General features: G+C 69.2%; 19 protein-coding genes, 1 tRNA gene and 1 pseudogene. 13 read left to right on the top strand and 8 right to left on the bottom strand.

The features are described 5' to 3' along the window. Window positions 1-73: 73 nt before the first annotated feature. Together OG379_RS18410 and OG379_RS18405 are read left to right on the top strand one after the other, a co-directional pair. A complete protein-coding gene (locus OG379_RS18410; RefSeq protein ID WP_405664161.1) occupies window positions 74-910 on the top strand; it encodes a class I SAM-dependent methyltransferase in 837 nt (278 codons plus the stop codon). Window positions 911-961: 51 nt separating this feature from the next. Then, a complete protein-coding gene (locus OG379_RS18405) occupies window positions 962-1369 on the top strand; it encodes a nuclear transport factor 2 family protein (protein ID WP_405664159.1) in 408 nt (135 codons plus the stop codon). Window positions 1370-1463: 94 nt separating this feature from the next. On the opposite strand, the gene OG379_RS18400 is transcribed toward OG379_RS18405, so the two are convergent. Continuing rightward, complete coding sequence (locus tag OG379_RS18400) at window positions 1464-2258, bottom strand: SGNH/GDSL hydrolase family protein (protein ID WP_405664157.1); 795 nt, start codon at window positions 2256-2258, stop codon at window positions 1464-1466. Window positions 2259-2629: 371 nt separating this feature from the next. Then, a complete protein-coding gene (gene htpG, locus OG379_RS18395; RefSeq protein ID WP_405664154.1) occupies window positions 2630-4543 on the bottom strand; it encodes a molecular chaperone HtpG in 1914 nt (637 codons plus the stop codon). Window positions 4544-4721: 178 nt separating this feature from the next. Here htpG and OG379_RS18390 point away from each other — a divergent pair, with 178 nt between their 5' ends. After that, the gene (locus OG379_RS18390) at window positions 4722-5966 is read left to right on the top strand and encodes a damage-control phosphatase ARMT1 family protein (RefSeq protein ID WP_405664152.1); all 1245 of its coding nucleotides are present in this window, start codon (window positions 4722-4724) and stop codon (window positions 5964-5966) included. Here OG379_RS18390 and OG379_RS18385 read toward each other — a convergent pair. Further along, window positions 5941-6594 carry a TetR/AcrR family transcriptional regulator gene (locus tag OG379_RS18385; protein ID WP_405664150.1) on the bottom strand — a complete coding sequence of 218 codons (654 nt, stop codon included), beginning with the start codon at window positions 6592-6594 and terminating at the stop codon, window positions 5941-5943. The genes OG379_RS18390 and OG379_RS18385 overlap by 26 nt on opposite strands. A 117-nt stretch (window positions 6595-6711) precedes the next feature. On the opposite strand from OG379_RS18385, the gene OG379_RS18380 reads away from it, so the two are divergent. The 8 genes and pseudogenes from OG379_RS18380 to OG379_RS18345 form a co-directional block, all read left to right on the top strand. Beyond that, window positions 6712-7272, top strand: a complete 561-nt coding sequence (locus OG379_RS18380; RefSeq protein WP_362927329.1) for an NAD(P)H-dependent oxidoreductase — start codon at window positions 6712-6714, stop codon at window positions 7270-7272. A 234-nt stretch (window positions 7273-7506) separates the two neighbouring features. After that, window positions 7507-8157 (top strand): GntR family transcriptional regulator, encoded by a 651-nt coding sequence (locus OG379_RS18375; RefSeq protein ID WP_405664148.1) that lies wholly within the window; start codon window positions 7507-7509, stop codon window positions 8155-8157. A gap of 121 nt (window positions 8158-8278) precedes the next feature. Next, complete coding sequence (locus tag OG379_RS18370) at window positions 8279-8986, top strand: 4-carboxy-4-hydroxy-2-oxoadipate aldolase/oxaloacetate decarboxylase (RefSeq protein WP_405664145.1); 708 nt, start codon at window positions 8279-8281, stop codon at window positions 8984-8986. After that, window positions 8983-10116, top strand: a complete 1134-nt coding sequence (locus tag OG379_RS18365) for a 4-oxalomesaconate tautomerase (RefSeq protein WP_405664143.1) — start codon at window positions 8983-8985, stop codon at window positions 10114-10116. The genes OG379_RS18370 and OG379_RS18365 overlap by 4 nt, the downstream gene beginning before the upstream one ends. Continuing rightward, complete coding sequence (locus tag OG379_RS18360; protein ID WP_405664141.1) at window positions 10097-11047, top strand: catechol 2,3-dioxygenase; 951 nt, start codon at window positions 10097-10099, stop codon at window positions 11045-11047. The genes OG379_RS18365 and OG379_RS18360 overlap by 20 nt, the downstream gene beginning before the upstream one ends. 257 nt (window positions 11048-11304) lie before the next feature. Further along, window positions 11305-12636, top strand: coding sequence for an MFS transporter (locus OG379_RS18355; protein WP_405664138.1), 1332 nt, complete (start codon window positions 11305-11307; stop codon window positions 12634-12636). A gap of 133 nt (window positions 12637-12769) precedes the next feature. Continuing rightward, window positions 12770-13681: a hypothetical protein gene (locus tag OG379_RS18350; RefSeq protein ID WP_405664136.1), complete on the top strand. Its 912-nt coding sequence runs from the start codon at window positions 12770-12772 to the stop codon at window positions 13679-13681. Between the two features lie 20 nt (window positions 13682-13701). Then, window positions 13702-13854, top strand: a pseudogene (locus OG379_RS18345) (class I tRNA ligase family protein); the annotation flags it as partial. A gap of 94 nt (window positions 13855-13948) precedes the next feature. On the opposite strand, the gene OG379_RS18340 reads toward OG379_RS18345, so the two are convergent. Further along, window positions 13949-14022 (bottom strand) — tRNA-Pro (locus OG379_RS18340). Between the two features lie 89 nt (window positions 14023-14111). Further along, window positions 14112-15050 (bottom strand): metallophosphoesterase, encoded by a 939-nt coding sequence (locus OG379_RS18335; protein ID WP_405664133.1) that lies wholly within the window; start codon window positions 15048-15050, stop codon window positions 14112-14114. A gap of 79 nt (window positions 15051-15129) precedes the next feature. On the opposite strand from OG379_RS18335, the gene OG379_RS18330 reads away from it, so the two are divergent. Next, a complete protein-coding gene (locus OG379_RS18330; RefSeq protein ID WP_362927278.1) occupies window positions 15130-15594 on the top strand; it encodes a GatB/YqeY domain-containing protein in 465 nt (154 codons plus the stop codon). Between the two features lie 82 nt (window positions 15595-15676). Here OG379_RS18330 and OG379_RS18325 read toward each other — a convergent pair whose 3' ends face one another. Continuing rightward, window positions 15677-17935, bottom strand: coding sequence for a transglycosylase domain-containing protein (locus OG379_RS18325; RefSeq protein ID WP_405664130.1), 2259 nt, complete (start codon window positions 17933-17935; stop codon window positions 15677-15679). A 398-nt stretch (window positions 17936-18333) separates the two neighbouring features. Between OG379_RS18325 and OG379_RS18320 the strand changes: the two genes are divergently transcribed. Continuing rightward, on the top strand, window positions 18334-18711 hold the full coding sequence (locus OG379_RS18320; RefSeq protein ID WP_405664128.1) for a WhiB family transcriptional regulator: 378 nt from the start codon (window positions 18334-18336) through the stop codon (window positions 18709-18711). A 50-nt stretch (window positions 18712-18761) separates the two neighbouring features. On the opposite strand, the gene OG379_RS18315 is transcribed toward OG379_RS18320, so the two are convergent. After that, window positions 18762-20228, bottom strand: a complete 1467-nt coding sequence (locus OG379_RS18315; RefSeq protein WP_405664126.1) for an ArsA-related P-loop ATPase — start codon at window positions 20226-20228, stop codon at window positions 18762-18764. Next, window positions 20225-21259, bottom strand: a complete 1035-nt coding sequence (locus OG379_RS18310) for an ArsA family ATPase (RefSeq protein WP_393756059.1) — start codon at window positions 21257-21259, stop codon at window positions 20225-20227. Before OG379_RS18310 ends, OG379_RS18315 begins: the two co-directional genes overlap by 4 nt. Between the last annotated feature and the right edge of the window lie 27 nt (window positions 21260-21286).

The following is a 21286-nucleotide window of genomic DNA, read 5'->3' as shown; positions in this document are numbered from 1 at the left end:
TGTGACCACGAAGCCGGGCGGCCTGTGGATAACCGCTCGCAGGCACCCCCAGCCTGTGGGTAACTTTCACGGCATGTACGCACCGACGCCGGACGACTGGCACGAGGCCAACCGCGCACGCTGGGACGAGCGCGTGGCCATCCACGCGGCCAGTGACTACTACGACCTGGACGCCTTCCGGGCGGGCAAGGACGCGCTGCGCGGCTTCGAGCTCGCGGAGGTGGGTGACGTGACCGGCCGGACCCTCCTGCACCTGCAGTGCCACATCGGCCTCGACACCCTCTCGTGGGCGCGCCACGGCGCCGCCCAGGTCGTGGGCCTCGACTTCTCCGAACCCGCGGTCGAGACCGCCCGTGACCTGGCCCGTTCGCTGGGTCTGACGCCGGAGCGCGCCACGTTCGTCGCGTCCGACGTGTACGACGCCGCGCAGGCCGTCCCGGACTCCGCGTACGACATCGTCTACACCGGGATCGGCGCCCTGAACTGGCTCCCCGACGTGGACCGTTGGGCGGAGGTCGTGGCCTCGCTCGTCGCGCCCGGCGGATTCCTCTACCTGGCGGAGTTCCATCCGCTGACCGACTGTCTCGACGACGACACCGGTTCGACGATCGCCTACGACTACTTCAGCCGCGATCCCTGGGTCGAGGAGTCGCCGGGGACGTACGCCGACTTCGATGCCGCCACCGTCCACAACCGCAGCGTCGAGTGGCAGCACCCCGTCGGCGAGGTCGTCTCGGCGCTGGCTGCGGCCGGGCTGCGGATCGATTTCCTGCACGAACACGATGCCTCGCTCTTCGCCCGCTACCCGGCGCTGGTGCGGCATGCCGACGGTTACTACCGCTTCCCGGCCGACCGTCCGCGCATCCCGATGATGTACTCGGTCAAGGCGTCCCGGCCGGTCAGCGGCTGACCGGGGCCGCGCCGCAGTCGGTTGTCAGTGGCGGGGTCCACACTCGGGAACATGACCGATATGGCTGACAGTCCGGGCACGGCCGAGGTGCGAGCCGCCGTGGAGGCGTACTGGGCCGCGGCGGACGCCCACGACTGGGGCGCCTTCGCCGACACCCTCGCCGACGACGTGGTGTACGAACTGCCGCAGAGCCGCGAGCGCATCCTCGGCAGGGAGCGCTACGTCCGGTTCAACCAGGAGTATCCGGGGGACCGGTGCGTCCGGATCGAGCGGACAGTGGCCGACGGGGAGGGCCGGCAGGCCGCTGTCCGGACGCTCGTCACCGTCGGGCCGGAAGAGACGCACGCCATCCACTTCTTCACGTTCGACGCGGACGGAAGGATCTCCGGGGTGACGGACTTCTGGCCCGAGCCCTACGAGCCCCCGGCCGGCCGCGCGCACCTGGTCGAGCGGTACTGAACCCGGAGCCCACCGAGCGGGGCCCGTCCGCCGTGCGGCGCGACCTCCGGCGGCGGACCCGCCCGGCGTGTGCCGGGCGGGCCCTCTCCACGCGTTACGCCACGGAGTCGAAGGCCGGAAGGTAGCCGTTCGACTGCCCGATGGCCTTCGGGTGGTACGAGTTGGTGACCGGGATCGACACGCTGTGGATCCACGCGTCACCCGAGCAGAGTTCGTGCCCGGTGAATTCGTCCACCACGCTCGAGTAGGTGAACCCCGCGTCGGCCGCCCGCTTGGCGAGCACCCCGTTCAGTACGTCCGACGCGTTGTTGATGGCCCCGCGCTCGGTCTCCGTGAGGCCGGCGATGCAGGTGCCCGACAGCTTGTAGAAGCGCGGGTAGCCCAGGACCACCACATGGGCCTGCGGCGCCCCTGAACGGATCCCCGCGTAGAGGGAGTCAAGCCTGCCGGGCAGCGCGTTCTCCATCTCGGAGACGGCGGTGTTCACCCGGGCCACACAGGTGGCCTCGCTCTGCAGGACGCAGGTCTGCATGACGTCCGCGAACCCGACGTCGTTGCCGCCGGCGGTGACGCTGACGAGCGTGGTCGACGAGCTCAGCGCGCCCAGCTGGCCGCTGGACACGGAGGCCGTCGTCGCACCCGAGCAGGCGACGAACGTGAACGACGACGGGGCGTTCGCGTTCTTCCAGAGGTAGGGGTACGCGTTGGTGCTGCGTTTGCAGTCACCGCTCTCGGAGGTGTAACTCCCGGCGCCGACGCCGGAGGAGTAGGAGTCACCGAGAGCGACGTAGTTGTCGCCTGCGGCGGATGCCGGTTGCGCGAGGCCGAGTGCGGCCACGGCCGCGATCGCGAGGGTGGTGAGGGACGCCCGGAAGGTTCGTACTGACATGGCTGCCAGCCCTTCGAAATGTGGGGGACGAGTGGGGAGTTCGTGGGGCGTGCACGTTTGTAGCAGCTCCCGGTACTCGGCGGTAATGGCTGCGGGGAAAGTCGTCTGATATGCCCGAAGGATCGTTCGGTCGTCGATGCTTCGCGCGTAGATAAACCCTCAACAGGCCCCCGAATGAGTGAAGTTGTGGATCTCTCCGACACCCGCGACGACTCCTCTGAGTCACCTTCGAGGGAGCGACACCTGTTCGGACGGCAGCGTCGCCCCGCCTTCACAACCGCCCTCGCGCCACGCCCGTGGCCCCCCACCGCGCACGACTGCGGCCGCCAGGAATCCTGGCGGCCGCAGGGGGTCGGGAGGCGGTCCGTGGACTAGAGCGTGCGCTCCAGGCGGTCCGCCATCAGCCTGCTGAAGCGCGAGGGGTCACTCAGCTCGCCGCCGTCCGAGAGGAGCGCGAGCCCGTGGACCAGCTCGGCCGTCTCGGCCAGTTCGGTGCGGGTGCCCTCCTCACCGCTCTGTTCGGCGTACGCCTTGTTCAGCCCACTGATCAGCGCGTGCGAGGGGTTGAGTTCGAGGATGCGCTTGATCTGCGGCACCTCCTGGCCCATGGCGCGGTACATGTTCTCCAGAGCCGGGGTGACGTCGTGCGTGTCCGAGACGATGCAGGCCGGCGAGACGGTGAGCCGCGAGGAGAGACGTACCTCCTTCACGGTGTCACCGAGCTGCTCGGTCATCCAGGTCAGCAGGCCGGCGTAGTCCTGCTGCTGCTTCCCACGCTCGGCCTCGACCTCCTTCTTCTCCTCGTCGGTGTCGAGGTCGACCTCGCCCTTGGAGATGGACTGGAGCGGCTTGCCGTCGAACTCGGGGACGGACTGGACCCAGACCTCGTCGACAGGTTCGGTCAGCAGCAGGACCTCGAAGCCCTTGGCGCGGAAGGCCTCCATGTGCGGCGAGCTCTCCATGGCCGCGCGGGACTCGCCCGTCATGTAGTAGATCTGCTCCTGGCCCTCCTTCATCCGCTCCACGTAAGAGCGCAGGGTGGTGAGCCCCTCCTCGTCCTGGGTCGAGGCGAACGAGGAGATCTCCAGGATCGCGTCGCGGTTCTCGAAGTCCTGGAAAAGCCCTTCCTTGAGGACCCGGCCGAACTCCTTCCAGAACGTCTCGTACTTCTCCGGGGCGTTGGACCTCATGTCCTTCACCGTCGAGAGCACCTTCTTGACCAGACGGCGCCGCATCATCTCGATCTGGCGGTCCTGCTGAAGGATCTCGCGCGACACATTGAGCGAAAGGTCCTGTGCGTCGACCACGCCCTTCACGAAGCGGAGATACGTCGGCATGAGCGCTTCGCAGTCATCCATGATGAATACGCGCTTCACATAGAGCTGAACTCCACGCTTGTGGTCCTGCATGAACAGGTCCTGCGGCGCGTGGGACGGCAGGAAGAGCAGAGCCTGGTATTCGAAGGTTCCCTCCGCCTGCATGCGGATGGTTTCGAGCGGATCGGTCCAGTCGTGACTGATGTGCTTGTACAGCTCGCTGTACTCCTCATCGGTCACGGAATCCTTCGACCGGGCCCACAGGGCCTTCATCGAGTTGACCGTCTCGGTCTCGGGCTCCGCGCCCTCCTCGCCCCCCACCGCTGCCATGCGGATGGGCCAGGTGATGAAGTCCGAGTAGCGCTTGACGATTTCCCTGAGCTTCCAGGGCGAGGTGTAGTCGAAGAGCTTGTCCTCGGCATCCTCGGGCTTGAGCTTCAGCGTGACCGAGGTGCCCTGCGGTGCGTCGTCGACGGACTCGACGGTGTAGGTGCCCTCGCCGCTGGACTGCCAGCGCGTGCCCGTGTCCTCGCCCGCGCGCCGGGTCACCAGGGTGACTTCGTCGGCGACCATGAAGCTCGAATAGAACCCGACACCGAACTGTCCGATGAGCTCCTCTGAGGCGGTGGCGTCCTTGGCTTCCTTCAGTTCCTGGAGGAATTTCGCCGTACCGGAATTCGCGATCGTCCCGATCAGCTGCACGACCTCGTCGTGCGACATTCCGATGCCGTTGTCACGCACGGTCAGTGTGCGCGTCTCCTGGTCGGCCTCGACGGCGATATGCAGGTCGGAGGTGTCCGCCTGGAGCGTGTCGTCGCGGAGAGTCTCCAGCCGCAGCTTGTCCAGCGCGTCCGAACAATTGGAAATGAGCTCACGCAGGAATACATCCTTGTTCGAGTAAATCGAATGGATCATCATCTGCAGGAGCTGGCGAGCTTCTACCTGAAACTCGAACGTCTCGGCCGGCATGGGTACGGGTTCCCTTTCCTGGGGTAAGTCATCTGAGCCGTTCCATATCGTAACCAGGCCCTGGGCGCGTCATGTGCCGGTTCCGCCAAGGGCGTTGACCGTCGGTCGCCGGGGCGGACGGCGGACACGCGCACCCGTCGTGGGAGGAGAGGCTTCCCCCAGCGGGCAGACTGGGCGCATGGGCGATACGCGAGCGACTTCCCGGGCCGTGGGAGACCTCGGCCTCCCTCCTGTGATCACGTGCCGGGAGCCGGGCAGTTTCGCCCGGGGCGTCATGGCCGAGCGCCATCCGGCCCTGATCGGGCAGGTGCGCGAAGCCTTCCCGTACGGCCCCCGGCAGCACCGCGCCCTGGACACCCTGCTCCACGAGATCGTCCACGGGGCCGTCGAACCGCTCGGTCCTGGCAGCCCGGACCGGGAGCTCTGGCTGGGGTGGGGGCAGGAGCACTTCGGACGTCCGTGGTTCGACGCCCCCTTCCTCTGGGGCGAGAGCTACTTCTACCGCAGGCTCCTGGGAGCCGTCGGCTACTTCGACGAGGGTCCGTGGCAGGGCGTCGACCCCTTCGCCTCCTTCAAGCGCGCGGAACTGCGCGGTCCCACGGTCGAGGAGGAACTCCGCTCGCTGGACGACCTCGCCGGTGTCCCCGCCGTCGAGCGGGCGGCAGCTCTGCTCCAGGCCTCGCTCTGGGGGAACCGTGCCGATCTCGGCTTCCGTGGCCCGGCCGGCGAATCCACACCCGGCGAGGCCGATCCCGGTCTGGTCGCCGACGACAGTGCGGCGCTGTGGTCGCTCCTGCCCGCCGGATCCCCGGCGACCGTCGCCGTCATCGCGGACAACACCGGGCGCGAGCTGATCCCCGATCTCGTCCTCATCGACCACCTTCTCGAACACGGCCACGCCGACCGGGTTGTGCTCCATGTGAAGCCCGGCCCGTATTACGTCTCCGACGCCATGACGGCCGACGTCGTCGACTGCCTGCGCCGGCTGAACAGCGCCCCCGGTGAGGCGGGAGCGATCGGCGTCCGGGTCTGGGAGGCCATGGGGACCGGCCGGCTCGAGGTGCGTACCCACCCGTTCTTCTGCGCCCCGTTCCCGTACGAGCGGATGCCCGGGGATCTCCGGGCGGAGCTCGGCGCCGCCACGCTGACGATCCTCAAGGGCGACCTCAACTACCGGCGGCTGGTGGGCGACCGCCTGTGGCCGGCGACCACGCCGTTCGCCGACCTCACGGCGTACTTCCCGAGTGCCGTCGCGGCGCTGCGTACGCTGAAGTCCGACGTCGTCGTGGGTCTGGATCCGCGGACCCTGGAGAGCCTGGACCGGTCCGGCCGGGAGTGGCGTACGAGCGGCACGCACGCCTTGGTCCAGGTGCGGTCACGGCCCGGCGGGGCCGTTCTCAGCGCGCCACCCCGTAACGGTTGAGGAGGTCGTGCCAGCCCTGCTCCAACTGGTCGATGCCGATGCCGCGTTCACATGTCAGATGGTGGACGAGGGGCGTGTCGATCGACCCGAGCAGCGTGTGCGCGAGCAGTTCGGGCTCGCCCGCCGCATGCGCCTGGCGGAGCAGCAGGGTGACATGGCTGAGCCTCAGCCGCTGCGCGGGGACCTCGTAGGTGCGCAGGGGGTCGGTGCGGGAGGCCAGGATCAGCTCGTGGTGATCGCGTTCGTGGCGCATCAGGGCGGGGCCGAAGGCGTGCAGCCGCTCGGCCGCGGGGGCGTCCGGGCCCATGGGGGGCGGCCCGGAGAGGAAGGCGGCCTGCAGCTGGGCCTCGCGGTGGTCCAGGAGTGCGATGAGCAGGCCGGTGCGGTCCTTGAAGCGCCGGAAGACCGTGCCCTTGCCGACTCCTGCGGCTGCCGCGACCGATTCCATGGTGAGGTTCGCCGCCCCGCAGTGAGCCAGGAGACGTGAGGCGGCGTCCAGCAGGAGCGCCCGATTGCGCGCCGCGTCCGCCCGCAGCATCTCGGGTTCGCCGACGGTGGCGAGCGTGAGATTCGTCCGCGCCTCGCCGGTGTCGGGCGGCCCGGGCGGCGGGGGGAGGGGAGCGGTCATGGCTTCAGGGTAGCCCCGGACGGACGGAAGTGGACCACGGTCCGTTTAGGTGGTACAACTTTAAACGGACTATGGTCCGCTTACTTCTGCAGTCTCCGTCTCCCGGGAGCTTCCCTCATGTCTGTACGCATCCTCGCCCTCGTCGGCAGCCTCCGCGCCGGCTCCCACAACCGCCAGCTCGCCGAGGCGGCCGTCAAGCACGCGCCCGAGGGTGCCGAGGTCGAGCTGTACGAGGGCCTCGTCGAGGTCCCCTTCTACAACGAGGACATCGACGTCGAGGGCAGCGTCCCGGCTGCCGCCGCACGGCTGCGCGAGGCCGCCGGCCGGTCCGACGCGTTCCTCCTGTTCTCGCCCGAGTACAACGGCACCATGCCCGCCGTCCTGAAGAACGCCATCGACTGGCTCTCCCGCCCGTACGGCGCCGGTGCCATGACCGGCAAGCCGGTCGCCGTGGTCGGCACCGCCTTCGGCCAGTTCGGCGGCGTGTGGGCCCAGGACGAGGCCCGCAAGGCGGCCGGCCTCGCGGGCGGAGCGGTCCTGGCGGACGCCAAGCTCTCCATCCCCGGCTCCGTGACCCGCTTCGCCGAGCTCCACCCGGCGGACGACGCCGAGGTCGTCACCTCGCTGACCGAGGTGCTCCGCCAGGTCACCGAGGGTGCCACGGCGGCTGCCGCCTGACACCCCGCCGGCGGCGGTGCGCCGAGGATGCCGCACCGCCGCCCCCGTGCCGCCCGGCATGACTCCCGTGGGCCCGGTCCCCTCTCGTGGTGAGAGGGGACCGGGCCCACGTGTCGTTGCGCGGGTGTTCTCCGGGGGTCCGTCCCGCACCTTCCGCAATATGGCAAACAGAATCGTTGACAATCCTGTTCCCCTAGATTTAGGTTCGACAGGCACTCACTCAGGGGGGCAACGATGCCGAATCAAGCCGGTCCGACCAGTGGGGAGCAGGCCAGGCAACTGGCTCTCACCCGACTGCGGCAGGCGATTCTGCGCGGCGAGATGGCACCGGCCCAGCGGCTGGTGGAGAACGAACTCGCCGAGCAGTTCGGTGTGACACGGGCCAGCGTCAGAGCGGCGCTGATCGAGCTGGAGTCGGAGGGGCTGGTCGAGCGGATCCGTAACCGCGGATCGCGGGTTCGGGTGGTGAGCGTCGACGAGGCGGTCGCCATCACCGAGTGCCGCATGGCCCTGGAAGGGCTCTGCGCGGCCAAGGCGGCCGTCGCGGCCGACGCAGGGCAGCTCGACCGGCTCACGGCGGTCGGCGAGGCCATGACCAAGGCCGTCGCCGACGGCGACCCCATGCTCTACTCCGACCTGAATCATGAGCTCCACGCCATGGTCAGGGAGTTCTCCGGGCAGCGGACGGCCGTGTCGCTCCTGGAGCGGCTGAACGGCCAGCTGGTGCGCCACAGGTTCCAGCTCGCCCTGAGGCCCGGACGCCCGCAGCAGTCCCTGAGTGAACACCTGGCCATGATCGAAGCGATCAGGGCCAGGGACCCGCAGGCGGCCGAAGCGGCCGTCCGCTCCCACCTGGCGAGCGTGATCGAGGCACTGCGCGGGTGACGCGCGGCGCCTGATCGACGCACTGCGCGCATGGCGCGCCGCGCTGGTGGGCCGACGCCCTGTCCAGCAAGGAGAGTTCAGCCATGACAACCGAGACGGCGCGGATCACGGAGCTGCCGGCATGAGCGGCATCGTCGTCACCGGACCGCCGAAGGCGGACGCGCGGGACATCGGGGCCCTCGCACCGTACGGCGTCGCCACCGTGAGCGAGGCGATGGGCCGCACCGGTCTGCTCGGCCCCGAACTGCGCCCCGTTCAACAGGGTGTACGGATCTTGGGCAGCGCGGTCACCGTGCTCAGCTGGCCCGGTGACAACCTCATGATCCATGCGGCGGTGGAGCAGTGCGGCGAGGGTGACGTCCTCGTCGTCACCACCACATCCCCGTCCACCGACGGCATGTTCGGAGAGCTGTTCGCCACCGCGCTCCAGAGGCGCGGGGTACGCGGACTGGTGATCAACGCGGGCATCCGCGACACCCAGGAGCTGCGGGACATGGGCTTCGCCGCGTGGGCGAAGGCCGTGTCCGCCCAGGGGACCGTCAAGGCGACCGGTGGATCCGTCAACGTGCCGGTCGTCATCGGGGGCCAGGTGATCCGCCCGGGCGACGTCATCGTCGCCGACGACGACGGTGTGGTGGCCGTTCCCCGTGAGCGCGTCCGCGAGACCGCCGAGGCGTCCGAGGCGCGAGAGGCCAAGGAGGCCAAGGCGCGCGCGGCCTTCCTGGAGGGCCAACTCGGGCTGGACCGCTACGGACTCCGCGAGAAGCTCGAAACCCTCGGCGTGCGGTACACCTCGTACGAGGACCACGCGAGGGAGACCGGGGCGTGACGGGCGGACCGGCGGAGGTCCGCTGCCTCCTGATGCGGGGCGGTACGTCCAAGGGTGCCTACTTCCTGGCTGACGACCTGCCGCAGGACCCGGCCGCCCGCGACGAGCTGCTGCTGAGGGTGATGGGCAGCCCGGACCCGCGGCAGATCGACGGTCTCGGCGGGGCCCACCCGCTCACGAGCAAGGTCGCGGTCGTCTCCGTACCGGACGATCCGGACGTCGATGTGGACTACCTCTTCCTCCAGGTCGCTGTGGACACCGCGGACGTGTCCGACCGGCAGAACTGCGGCAACCTGCTCGCCGGGGTCGGACCCTTCGCCGTGGAACGGGGCCTGGTCCCCGCCGGGGAGGGGCACACGTCCGTACGCATCCGGATGGTCAACACCGGTGACCTGGCCACCGCGTCCTTCCCCACCTCCGGCGGGCGCGTCGACTACACCGGGGCGGCCCGGATCTCCGGGGTGCCCGGGACCGCCGCACCGGTGGTGATCGAGTTCGCCCGGGGCGGCGGCCCGCTGCTGCCCACCGGCCGGGCCCGTGAAGTGATCGCAGGCACCCCGGTGACCTGCGTCGACAACGGCATGCCGACCGTTCTCATCCCGGCACAGGCCCTGGACATCACGGGCTACGAGACGCCGGGGGAGCTGGAGGGGAACAACGCACTGCGTGAGCGCCTCGAGCGGATCCGCCTCGAAGCGGGCCCCCTGATGGGCCTCGGCGACGTACACGACACCACGGTGCCCAAGCTCAGCCTGCTGGCCCCGCCCGTCCAGGGCGGTGCGGTGACGACCCGCACCTTCATCCCGCACCGCTGCCACACCTCCATCGGCGTCCTCGGCGCCGCCGGTGTCGCGGCGGGGCTGCTCGTCTCCGGCAGCGTCGCCGAGGACATCGCCCGGCTCCCCCCGGACGGCGACCGGCTGCGCATCGAGCACCCCACCGGGTTCATCGACATCGAGGCCGGTGTCGGAACGGACGCGGACGGCAGCCCCGCCGTCAGGCGCACCGCGGTGGTGCGCACCGCGCGAAAGATCTTCGACGGCACCGTCTTCCCGCGGCCCGGGCAGACAGCTCCTCCATCCCCCGAACTCCCCCAGCAAGGAGCCGCAGATGACTCCCCCTCTCGGTGACATCGCCCATGTCGGCCATGCAGAACTGCTCACCCCGGACCTGGAGGGCAGCGTCGGCTTCTTCACCGACTACCTCGGCCTGACGGTCGACGGAGAGGAGGGCGACTCCGTCTACCTGCGCACCTTCGACGACTACGAGCACCACAGCCTCGTGCTGACCGCCGCCGAGAAGCCGGGCCTGCGCCGCACCGCCCTGCGCACCTCCAGCGAGGAGGCCCTGGGGCGCAGGGTCTCCGAACTCGAAGCCGCGGGCCATGCGGGGCGCTGGGCGGAGGACGAGCCTGGCATCGGCAAGCTCTACCTCACGGCCGACCCCGACGGCCACGAGATCGCCCTGTACTGGGAGAGCGAGTACTACCAGGCGCCCCCGGAGCTCAGGCCGGCGCTGAAGAACCAGCCGCAGGCCAAGCCCAACCGGGGCGTGGGGGTGCGCCGCCTCGACCACATCAACTTCCTCGCCGCCGACGTCGCCGCCAACGCCGACTTCCACCAGCACGTCCTCGGCGCCCGGCCCACCGAACAGATCCAGCTCGACGACGGCAGGATCGGCGCGAAGTGGCTGACGTTCAACAACAAGTCGTACGACGTCGTCTACACCTCGGACTGGACGGGTTCCACCGGTCGCCTGCACCACATCGCGTTCGCCACCGACACCCGTGAGGACATCCTGCGGGCGGCCGATCTCGCCATCGACAGCGGCGTGTTCATCGAGACGGGCCCGCACAAGCACGCCATCCAGCAGACGTTCTTCCTGTACGTCTACGAGCCCGGCGGCAACCGCATCGAGCTCTGCAATCCGCTCACCCGCCTGGTGCTCGCCCCCGACTGGCCGCTGGTCACCTGGACCGAGGCCGAGCGCGCCAAGGGGCAGGCGTGGGGTCTGCGGACGATCGAGTCCTTCCACACCCACGGCACCCCGCCGCTGGACTGAAACCGGCGGTGTGACGGGCAGGGGCGGGCGGCGCACAGGTGTGTCGCCCGCCCCGTCTTAGCTGTGGAAGGGCCCACGACCGGCGGCAAGGGGCGTGGCCACATTGTTCCTAAGATTGTTGACAAAAGCGTTGACGTTAAATGCCGGGTTCCTTAACGTCATCGGCACACTCGGGTCCGCTGCAATCGAGCCGCACCGACCCGCCCCCGCCGAAACTCCTTCAGGGACAGAGCTGTCCCGGACGAGAGGAATACCCGATGTCCTCCCCATCCCTCGCCACCGGTGCCCGCAGCAGCCGGCTCGCCCTGCTGGTCGTCGGCCTGTGCTGGCTGGTCGTCCTCTTCGACGGCCTCGACATGTTCATCTACGGCTCCGTCCTGCCGCACATGCTGGAGACCAAGGCCCTCGGCATCGACCCGGGCAAGGCCGGTGACATCGGCTCCTACGCCACCTTCGGCATGCTGATCGGCGCCCTCTCCTCCGGCACCATCAGCGACTGGGCGGGCCGTAAGAAGACGATCGTCGTCTCCACCGCCGTCTTCTCGCTGGCCTCCGCCGTCTGCGCCGTGGCCGGCAGCCTCGGAGTCTTCAGTCTCGGCCGCTTCCTGGCGGGGCTCGGCCTCGGCGGCCTCCTGCCGAGCGCCATCACCCTGGTCAGCGAATACGCCCCGCGCGGCCGCGGCGCACTGATAGTCGGCTCCCTCATGACCGCCCACCAGGCCGGCGGCATCGTGGCCGGGTTCGTGGCGCTGTGGACCGGCGACTGGCGCGTGTCCTTCTGGATCTGTGTGATCCCGCTCTTCATCGGTGTCCCGCTGGCCATCAAGTTCCTGCCCGAGTCGCTCGCGTTCCTGCAGGCCAAGGGACGTACCGAAGAGGCACAAGCACTCGCTGAGCGGTACGGCGTCGGAACACCCGCCCCCGCCGTGGACGGGAAGCGCCCGGCCGGCGACGAGCGCTGGAGCGCGCTCGCCGCTCTGTTCCGCGGCGGGCTGTGGGTGCAGACCCTGTTCTTCTGGCTGGCGTCCTTCGGTGGACTCCTGCTGGTCTACGGCGTCTCCCAGTGGCTGCCCTCGATGATGCGCGCCGCCGGTTACGACCTCGGCTCCTCCCTCGGCTTCGTCATCGTCATCAACCTCGGCGGCATCGTCGGCATGCTCGTCGGCGGCAGGCTCACCGACCGGTTCGGCGGTGCGCGCATCGGCGCGATCTGGTTCGGCGCCACCGCCATCGGCGTCTACCTGCTCAGCGTCCACATGCCGCTGGCCGTCACCTACATCGTGGTGTTCCTGACCGGCCTGTTCCTCTTCAGCGCCCAGGCGATGATCTACGCCACGGTGGCCGCCCGCTCGGACGACGACAACCGCGCCACCGCGGTCGGCTGGACCTCCGGCATGGGCCGTTTCGGCGCGGTCTTCGGCCCCTGGCTGGGCGGCCAGCTCCTTGCCACCGGATCGACCACCACGGGCTTCACCGTCTTCGCGGCAGCGGGCGTCTTCTCGCTGATCTTCATCGGCCTGACCGGCCTGCCGTCCGTGAAGGACTCCACGGACAGGGACGCCGCCCGCCCGGCGGCCGCCACCCACTGACTCCCCGGCCTCGTGGGCCTGCCTTCCCGCCGCGCGGCGGGAAGGCAGGCCCAGCTGCGTTCCGCCGCCCCTTCACTGTCAGTGGCTGTCAGTACGCTGCTCAGGACTGCGGGAGTACGACACAGGGGGAAGCATGCTCGGGGCAATCGCGGCCGTCATCACCGCGGTCATCGCCGCCTGGGCAACGCTCAGGGCCCGAAGGAAGCGAGGTGGGGAGGTCACTCTTGTCGACGTCTCGGTGGGCGAGGGAGAGGCGGTCCTTGCCGAGCCCGGAGCCGACGCGCATCTGCTCGGCGAGGTGGTGCCGGACCGGCCTGTCCTGGACATCGCCGTGCGCAACGACGGAGACCGGAAAGGCCTCGTCCGGCGCATACACGTGGAGTTGAAGGGGCTGCTCCACGTCCCCGACATCGACCCGCCGTCAGTGGTCGGACTGCCCTGGCCGGTCAACGGCCGTACGAGAGCCCAGGAGCGGCGACTGGGGCCCAGCGGTTCGTACGCCGTCGACTTCCCTCTGACGGAGGGGAGCTACAACAGATCCGTCAGTCAGGAGATCGATCCAGGCGACGTGGACCGATTCGTCATATCTCTCGTATCGAGGGAAGCGGCGCGGGGCAAGGACTTCTACCAGGTGCGCCTGCTGCTCGACGGCGGCAGGACCAGGAGGGCGAGAGAACGGGTCACGTCCGAACCCATGACGGTGCTGGCTTACGGGCCGCCGTCGTGGGAGAGCCCCGCAGTGATCGAAGAGCGCCTCTCGGAGATCGCCGACAAGGTTCGCGAGGAAGCGCCGCAGGGCAGTGCTGAGGCCGCGGTGTTCTTCAACGCGGTCTTCCATCCCCACGCGACAGGGATGGAGGACTACGTGACGTTCTACGAGGAGAAGCTCAAGGTCCTGACGGCGGCACTGCGGGCGTGCCTGAAGCATGCCTCCGACGGGACGCGTATCAGGGGGTGGCTCGACGAGCTGGAGCGCGATCTGACCGGCGTAGAGCGCCTGCGCGGTCACGCTGCCGAACTGCGGGCTTCCGGCCGTCATCCGTGACGACGCCCCGGGTGCAGCCGGTCCGGAGAGCCTGCCCGCACTGCGGCTACGACAGGGCCCGCGGCGACCGGCGCGAGAACCGCACCCGCGTCCTCGACCCGACGGACCTGATCGACCCGTGCTCCGCGATCAGCGGCTCCACGGAGCTGGAGGTCCGCGAGACCAAGCACCTCGCGCGTCTGCCCCTCGGCCCCCGGGGCGTCCCCGAAACCACTCAGGGGCCTGATCCACTAAGTGGATCAGGCCCCTGACCTGGTGTTTCAGCTGTCGGGGTGGCGGGATTTGAACCCACGACCTCTTCGTCCCGAACGAAGCGCGCTGCCAAGCTGCGCTACACCCCGATGTCCACCGATTGTCCCGGCGACATCGATTACTTTAGCCCACCCGCGCCCGGAGGCGAAATCCGGTTTTGTGCCCCGGGCGGGGAGCCTCAGTCGCTGGGCGTCAGCGTCAGCAGGGTCGCCTCGGGCGGGCAGGCGAAGCGGACCGGGGTGTAGCGGTTCGTGCCGCAGCCCGCGGAGACGTGGAGGTAGGCGCGCCGCTCGCCGACCGTGTGGCCGGAGAGGCCCTTCACCCGGTCCGTGTCCAGGTCGCAGTTGGTGACGAGGGCACCGTAGAAGGGGATGCAGAGCTGGCCGCCATGGGTGTGGCCGGCCAGGATCAGGGGGTAGCCGTCCGCCGTGAAGGCGTCGAGGGAGCGCAGGTACGGGGCGTGGACGACGCCGATCGAGAGGTCCGCGCCCGTCTCGGGGCCGCCGGCGACCTCCGCGTAACGGTCCCGCTTGATGTGGGGGTCGTCCAGGCCGGTGAACGCGATCTCGAGCCCGTCGGCCTTGATCCGGCCCCGGGTGTTGGAGAGGTTCAGCCAGCCCGCCTCGTCGAAGGCGTCCCGCATCGGTTCCCACGGGTTGTGGACGGCGCCGACCGCCGGTGCGTTCCCGTTGAGCCCGTGCTTGCCCTGCGTCTTCTCCAGGAGGTAGCGGACGGGGTTACGGAGCTTCGGGCCGTAGTAGTCGTTGGAGCCGAAGACGTAGACCCCGGGGAACTCCATCAGCGGGCCGAGCGCGTCGAGCAGCTCAGGCACGGCCTCAGGGTCGGAGAGGTTGTCGCCGGTGTTGACGACGAAGTCCGGGCGGAGGCCCGCCAGCGACTGCAGCCAGGCGCGCTTCTTGCGCTGGCCGCTCACCATGTGGATGTCGGAGACCTGGAGCACGCGCAACGGGCGTGCCCCGTGCGGGAGTACGGGAATCGTGATCCGGCGGAGGCGGAACGAGCGTGCCTCGAATCCGGCCGCGTATACGAGGCCGGCGGCACCGACTGCTGCGCCGACTGCCGTTACTTTCAGGGGTACTCCGTAGCGTGCGCGCATGGGTCCATCGTCGCAGAAACGGCGCGGTGGGACGAAAACAGACGGGCGGCAGGTGCCCCGTACCTGTCACAATCGCCGCATGACCACGCTCAAGTCCAAGCTCAAGGAAGACCTCACCACGGCCATGAAGGCGCGTGACGAGCTCACCTCGTCCACCCTCCGGCTCACCCTGACCGCGATCACCAAGGAAGAGGTCAGCGGCAAGACGTCGCGCGAGCTCTCCGACGACGAGGTGCAGAAGGTGATCGCCAAGGAGGCGAAGAAGCGCCGTGAGGCGGCCGAGGCCTTCGCGCAGGGCGGCCGGACGGAGCAGGCCGAGCGGGAGAAGGCCGAGGGCGAGCTGCTCGACGCCTACCTGCCGAAGCAGCTCTCGGACGACGAGCTGGACGTGATCGTCGCGCAGGCCGTCCAGGAGGCGAGGAGCGCCGGTGCCGAGGGGCCCCGGGCCATGGGCGCCGTCATGAAGATCGTCAACCCGAAGGTGGCCGGGCTCGCCGACGGCGGCCGGGTCGCCGCAACGGTGAAGAAGCTGCTCGCTGGCTGAGAGGCCGATATGTGAGAGGAGGGGCGCCCCCGGCTCGGGGGCGCCCCTCCTCTCACATCACGTCGTCGTGCGATCCGTGCGGTCAGGGGCCGTTGCCGCCGCGCCCGCCGCCGTCGTTCCCGCCGATGATGCCGGGCGGCAGGGTGATGCCGCCGATGGGGTCGGCGCCGGGCTTGTCGTTGTCGTTCCCCCCGCCGTTGCCGCCGCCGCCGTTGCCTCCGCCGTTGCCCTCGCCGCGGCCGTTGTCCTTCTCCTTCTCCTTCTCCTTGGCGCGGGGCACCGAGATCGGGTTGAAGGACGGGGTCTCCGACGCGTCCAGCGCGCCGGTCATCGCGGTCTTCCAGATGGGACCGGGAAGGCAGCCACCACAGACCTTGTCGTAGTACTGGCCGCCGATGGTGATGTCGTACATCTTGGTCGACTTCTCACCGATGTCGTCGCCGACCCAGACCGCGGTGGAGAGGTTCGGGGTGTAGCCGACGAACCAGGCGTCGAGGCGGTCGTTCGTCGTACCCGTCTTGCCCGCGTTGTCGCGGTCGCTGAGACCGGCCAGGGTGCCGGTGCCGTCCTCGACCACGCCCTTGAGCATCTGGCTGATCGTGTCCGCCGTCGGCTCGCTCATCGCGCGGGAGCACTTCGTCTTCGGTACGCCGATCTTCTTGCCGTTGGGGTCGGTGATCGACTCGATGGCGACGGGGGAGCAGTACGTGCCCCGGTTGGCGAACGTGGCGTACACGGAGGCCATCGAGAGCGGGGTGCTCACCTCACCGCCGAGGGTGATCGAGGCGTTCTCCTCGATCTGCTTGCCGTCCCCACGCTCGTAGCCGACCTTCTTCGCCATCTGGACCGTCTCGCAGAGCCCGGCCTTCTGTTCCAGCTTGGCGAAGTAGGTGTTGATGGACTTGCCGAGCGCGCTGGTCATGTCCCAGCTGCCCTTTTCGGACTCCATCTCGTTCTGGAGGTCCCAGTTGCTGCTGCCGGTCGGGGCTCCCGCGCAGTTACGGAAGGAGTTCAGCGGCAGCGAGATCTTCCAGTCGGTGGCGTAGCTCTCCGCCGGGCTGATCCCCTTCTCGAGTGCGGCGGCGGCGGTGATCGGCTTGAAGGTCGATCCGACCTGGAAGCCGTAGGTGCTGCCGCCCATCTTGTTGCTGACGGCGAGGTTGAGGACCGTCTGGTTCTTCTTCTGGTCCAGGCCGTACGGCCGTGACTGGCCCATCGAGAGGATCTTGCCGGTGCCCGGCTCGACCTGCACCACCGACGCGGCGACCTTGTCGTCCTCGTAGACCTTCGAGGTTGCGGCCTCGTTGGCAGCCTTCTGGGCGCGCGGCGACAGCGTGGTCCTGACGGTCAGCCCGCCGAGGCTCCAGAGCTTGGCGCGTTCCTCCTTGGTCGCCCCGAAGGTCGGGTCGGTCAGGACGGTCTTGCGCACGTAGTCGCAGAAGAAACCCGCGCCGCTGACGGCCGTGATGCAGCCGCTGTTCGGCTTGCTGACCTTCAGCTCGAGAGGACTGGCGATGGCCTTGTCCGCCTCGGCCTGCGTGATGTCGCCGACGGCTGCCATGCGCTGCAGAACGGTGTTACGGCGCTTGGTCGCCTCCTCCGCGTCGTTGACCGGGTCGTAACGGGTCGGCGACTGGACGAGACCGGCCAGCATCGCCGCCTCCTCCAGCTTCAGGTCCTTGGCGTGCTTGGAGAAGTACCGCTGCGAGGCGGTCTCGATGCCGTAGGCCTGCTGCCCGAAGAAGGTGATGTTGAGGTAGTTCTCCAGGATCTTCTTCTTGCCGAGTTCTTCCTCGACCTGGATCGCGTACTTCAGCTCCCGGACCTTGCGGCCCAGGGTCTGCTGGGTGGCTTCGGCGACCTTGTCCGGGTCGTCGCCCGCCTCCTCGACGAAGACGTTCTTCACGTACTGCTGGGTCAGCGTCGAGGCGCCCTGCGCGGCACCGCCGGCCTGCACGTTGCGGTTCATCGCGCGCAGGATGCCCTTGAGGTCCACGGCCCCGTGCTCGTAGAACCGCGAGTCCTCGATCGCGATGATCGCGTCCTGCATGTACGGCGAGATGTCCTTGAGCGGGACGACGGTGCGGTCACGCGAGTAGTCCGTCGCGATGAGGCCGCCCTCGTTGTCCAGGATCGTGATCCGCTGGCTCAGCGGTGGAGTCTTGAGGTTGGAAGGGATCTCGTCGAATCCCTCGACCGTCCCCTTGGCGGCGAGCCCGAGTGCGCCGGCGGCCGGCAGTGCGATGCCGGCCAACACAGCTCCGGAGAGCGCGGCGACACCGAGGAACTTGGCGGCCTGCTGGGTCGTCGTCAGACCCCCGCCTGAGCGCTTCTTTGGCATGGGGGCAGCCTACGTTCTCATTCGCCGGACACGCGTATAGGCCTTGGCCTAAGCTGCTCTCAACTGTCACAGCAGTCCGGTTTTGCATCAACCCCCCTGCACGACCCTCAACGGAATTCAGCCACCTGTCGAGACGTTCCCGAATTCGTCTCATGTGTCACTCAATGTCCGTTGCGACTTGGGGTTTCTGTCCCGATTCTGTCGGGAAGGTCGCGCATGTCCTCCCGTCACTCCCCTGGGTGATCTGCCGCGTACGCATAGTCCGTTCGGACCATTCAAGATTGGGCCCGAAGGGGGTGTTGTGCTGTGCCCACCTTCCGTAACGTCCTCAACTGGCAGCGGTGAATATGCCGCTACCGCCGTGGGGGAGCCTCGATTCGGGAGAGGACGGCGCCGGCATGGGCTGGGTAACCGACTGGAGTGCGCAGGCAGCCTGCCGCACTACCGATCCGGATGAATTGTTCGTACAAGGGGCAGCGCAGAACAGGGCCAAGGCGGTGTGCACCGGTTGCCCGGTGCGGACCGAGTGCCTGGCCGATGCGCTGGACAATCGCGTCGAGTTCGGCGTGTGGGGCGGAATGACGGAGCGGGAGCGCCGCGCGCTGCTGCGCCGAAGGCCAACCGTCACGTCCTGGCGCCGCCTGCTGGAGACCGCACGCAGTGAGTACGAGCGGTCCACGGGCATGCTGCCGGCAGCGGTGGGTCTGGAGGACGGCCTGCACGACGACGGTCTGCACGACGACGAACTGCACGAGACGTTCGCCGCCGTGGGGTAAGTGCGGGCAGTGCCGCACGGACTGCCCCCGGGACACGCCCGGTGGCGGTCCTAGGCAGCTCCGGCCGGCGCGGAAGCGGAACCGGTCGCGAGCAGTTCCCCGATGGCCCTGAGGCCTGAGAGGTCGTGTACGTCACCGGGCAGCGCGGCCACTTCGGCCACCGGGACCTCGGGGTGAAGCGTGGTGAAGTGGTCCCGGGTGTGCTGCTCGCGTGCGACGACGTGCATCCGCTCCGCGTGCAGCCGCAACAGACCCGCGGTCAGCTGCTCGACGGATACCTCGACGGAGACGGCGTCCGTGGCGGGTGTGCTGTGCCTGTCTGCTTCGGTGTGCGCGGTTTCTGCGTCAGCGAGTGGTCCGGACGGGTCAGGCGACTTCCGGCCACGGGCGCCCGGCTCGGGCTCAGGGGTGTGCGTCGTCCGGTCGTGCTGGGGCGGCTCCTGCTGTGACGGCTCGTGTGGGGCGTGCTCGTTGCTGCGCTCGGGGGAGAGCGGCTCCGGGGCTTCGGGAGAGGTGGCGGACACAGGGTCCACGTCACCAAGGCCAGCCTTCCCGGCCGTCTGATCCACAATGCCGACGCCTTCAAGATTTTCTGCGGCTGCCAGCGCCTGCTCCGAGGAGAGCCGCGCGGCTTCGCTTCCGTGCACCCGGTTGAGGACCAGGCCGGCCAGCGGCATCTCCTCCGCGGCCAGCCGTTCCACGAAGTACGCGGCCTCGCGCAGTGCGTCCCGCTCCGGCGTCGCCACCACGAGGAACGCGGTGCCGGGCGCCTGGAGCAGCTTGTACGTCGCGTCGGCCCGGGTACGGAATCCGCCGAACATCGAGTCCATCGCGGCGACGAAGGTCTGTACGTCGCGGAGGAACTGTCCGCCGAGCAGCTTGCCGAGCGTCCCCGTCATCATCGACATCCCGACGTTGAGGAACTTCATCCCGGCACGCCCGCCGATCTTCGCCGGGGCGATCAGCAGCCGGATGAACTTCCCGTCCAGGAAGGAGCCGAGACGTTTCGGCGCGTCCAGGAAGTCCAGCGCGGAACGGGACGGCGGGGTGTCGACGACGATCAGGTCCCACTCGTCGCGCGCCCGCAGCTGGCCGAGCTTCTCCATCGCCATGTACTCCTGCGTGCCCGCGAACCCGGCCGACAGGGACTGGTAGAAGGGGTTCTCCAGGATCGCGCGCGCCCGCTCGGCATCCGTGTGCGCCTCGACGGTCTCGTCGAAGGTGCGCTTCATGTCGAGCATCATGGCGTGCAGCTCGCCCTCGCCCTCGATGTCCTCGACCCGGCGAGGGATGTTGTCCAGCTGGTCGATGCCCATGGACTGGGCGAGCCGGCGGGCCGGGTCGATGGTGAGGACGACGACCTTGCGCCCGCGCTCGGCCGCCCGTACGCCGAGAGCCGCCGCGGTGGTGGTCTTGCCCACGCCCCCGGAACCGCAGCAGACGACGATACGGATCTCCGGGTCGTCCAGGAGCGCGTCCGTCTCCAGCCCCGGTGCGATGTCCGTGCCCAGCGTCATGACCCCACCCCTTCTCCGGATCCGCGTCGCTTCCCGCCCCGGGCCCTCTGTCCCGCCGCGTCCGCGGTGTCGTCGCCCACACCCTGCTTGCGGAACTCCGCCGCCAGCTCGTGCAGTGCGTTCGGGCTCACTCCCTCGCCCATCAGCGGGAGCTCGGCCATGGGCAGCCCCAGCCCGGCCAGCACCGCGCGCTGCTCACGCTCCAGGCCGACGCGCTGGGCGTGCTCGGCGGCCTGTGCGACGAGCGGTCGTACCAGCCCGGCGGAGCCTGTCACGCCGGCCCGGGTGAGCGTCTTCGCGATCTCCTTGCGACGGCCTCCCGAGGCCGTGCGCAGCGCGTCCTCGTCCAGCAGGTGGGGCCGCACCATGTTCACGACGACCCGGCCCACGGGCAGTTCGGCGGCGCGCAGCTCGGCGATGCCGTCCGCTGTCTCCTGGACCGGCATCTCCTCCAGGAGCGTCACCAGGTGGACCGCCGTCTCGGGGGACTTCAGGACCCGCATCACGGCCTGCGCCTGATTGTGTATGGGGCCGATCCGCGCCAGCCCGGCCACCTCGTCGTTCACATTGAGGAAGCGCGTGATGCGGCCGGTGGGGGGCGCGTCCATGATCACGTAGTCGTAGACGAACCTGCCCTGCTTGTCCTTGCGGCGTACGGCCTCGCAGGCCTTGCCCGTCAGCAGGACGTCGCGGACCCCCGGGGCGATGGTGGTGGCGAAGTCGATCGCGCCGAGCTTTTTCAGGGCCCGGCCCGCGCTGCCCAGTTTGTAGAACATCTGGAGGTAGTCCAGGAGTGCGCGCTCGGCGTCGATCGCCAGTGCGTGGACCTCCCCGCCGCCGGGCGCCACGGCGATCCTGCGTTCCTCGTAGGGGAGTGGCTCGGACTCGAAGAGCTGGGCGATGCCCTGCCTGCCCTCGACCTCCACGAGGAGAGTGCGCCTGCCCTCGGTCGCGAGGGCGAGCGCGAGTGCGGCGGCGACCGTGGTCTTACCGGTCCCGCCCTTGCCGCTGACGACCTGGAACCTGCTCACGTCTTCGAGCCTAACCAGTCGGCAGGC

Source organism: Streptomyces sp. NBC_01166, assembly GCF_045039765.1.
Classification (GTDB): domain Bacteria; phylum Actinomycetota; class Actinomycetes; order Streptomycetales; family Streptomycetaceae; genus Streptomyces.
The sequence above is the reverse complement of the archived record's forward strand: the minus strand, read 5'-3'. Positions and strand labels throughout refer to the sequence as shown.